The sequence below is a fragment of the Pseudomonas sp. NPDC089741 genome, assembly GCF_044748825.1.
In the GTDB taxonomy this organism is placed as follows: Bacteria; Pseudomonadota; Gammaproteobacteria; order Pseudomonadales; family Pseudomonadaceae; genus Aquipseudomonas; species Aquipseudomonas helmanticensis.
Genome location: NZ_JBIVGT010000082.1, coordinates 1 through 1,178, shown reverse-complemented (window position 1 = coordinate 1,178; position 1,178 = coordinate 1). Strand labels below are relative to the sequence as shown.

The window sequence follows — 1,178 nt, the reverse complement described above, 5'->3', positions numbered from 1 at the left end:
AGTCGCTCTGTCCGCTGTCGTGGTTGATGCACGTGGCGTAACAGTAGGCGCAATGACCGGACTCCGTAAAGAGGCTCGTGAAGCTGGCGTTTACGTACGTGTTGTACGTAACACTCTGCTCAAGCGCGCTGTTGCTGACACTGAATACAGTGTTCTCAACGACGTGTTCACCGGCCCGACCTTGATCGCATTCTCCAATGAACACCCGGGCGCTGCTGCTCGTCTGTTCAAAGAGTTCGCTAAAGGTCAGGACAAGTTCGAGATCAAGGCAGCTGCGTTCGAGGGCAAGTTCCTCGCAGCTAATCAGATCGACGTTCTGGCAAGCCTGCCGACCCGTGACGAAGCAATTTCTCAGCTGATGAGCGTGATTCAAGGCGCTACCAGCAAATTGGCTCGTACTCTGGCGGCACTTCGCGACCAGAAAGAAGCTGCTGCAGCCTAAGGCTGAGCGTTTCCTCTCTCGCGTATTTTTGTTTATTTCGATGGCCTCCAGGCTATCCCCCAATTCAGGAAATAAGTCATGTCTCTGACTAACGAACAAATCATCGACGCAATCGGCGAAAAATCGGTTCTGGAAATCGTTGAGCTGATCAAGGCAATGGAAGAGAAGTTCGGCGTATCCGCTGCCGCTGCTTCTGCTGGTCCAGCTGCTGCTGCCGCTGTTGTTGAAGAGCAAACCGAGTTCAACGTTATCCTGAAAGGCGCTGGCGAGAAGAAAGTCAACGTGATCAAGGCTGTACGTGAACTGACCGGTCTGGGTCTGAAAGAAGCCAAGGAGAAGGTTGACACCGCTCCTCAGGTTATCGCTGAAGGCGTTTCGAAAGAAGCTGCTGAAGACGCGAAGAAGAAGCTGGAAGAAGCAGGCGCTGAAGTCGAAGTTAAGTAACTTTCGACTTTGCACCTCCAGCCCGAGCGTCAAGCGACAGGCTGATGGCTGGTGGCTCTTGCCACCGGCCTTTTTCCGTTATTGGCAGCCGACTGGGTCGGTGCTGATAAAGGCGCTGTAACCACCCGATGCGGTGGCGCAAACCATGGGGTTTGCACGATTTTCTGGCTGCTCCCGTCGGGAGGGGCCAAACAAGCAGGTGACCAAGCTGGGGAACGCTGATGGCTTACTCATATACTGAGAAAAAACGTATCCGCAAGGACTTTAGCAAGTTGCCGGACGTCATGGATGT

The 1,178-nt window shown here is 53.7% G+C and carries 3 protein-coding genes; all 3 read left to right on the top strand.

The window, feature by feature from the left end; all coding sequences use genetic code 11:
* A partial coding sequence (rplJ, locus tag ACIPZE_RS28880) for a 50S ribosomal protein L10 (RefSeq protein ID WP_400776834.1) occupies positions 1 to 442 on the top strand: 442 nt, incomplete at its 5' end.
* A gap of 78 nt (positions 443 to 520) precedes the next feature.
* On the top strand, positions 521 to 886 hold the full coding sequence (rplL, locus tag ACIPZE_RS28875) for a 50S ribosomal protein L7/L12 (RefSeq protein ID WP_053124318.1): 366 nt from the start codon (positions 521 to 523) through the stop codon (positions 884 to 886).
* 221 nt (positions 887 to 1,107) lie between these two features.
* A partial coding sequence (locus ACIPZE_RS28870) for a hypothetical protein (protein ID WP_400776835.1) occupies positions 1,108 to 1,178 on the top strand: 71 nt, incomplete at its 3' end.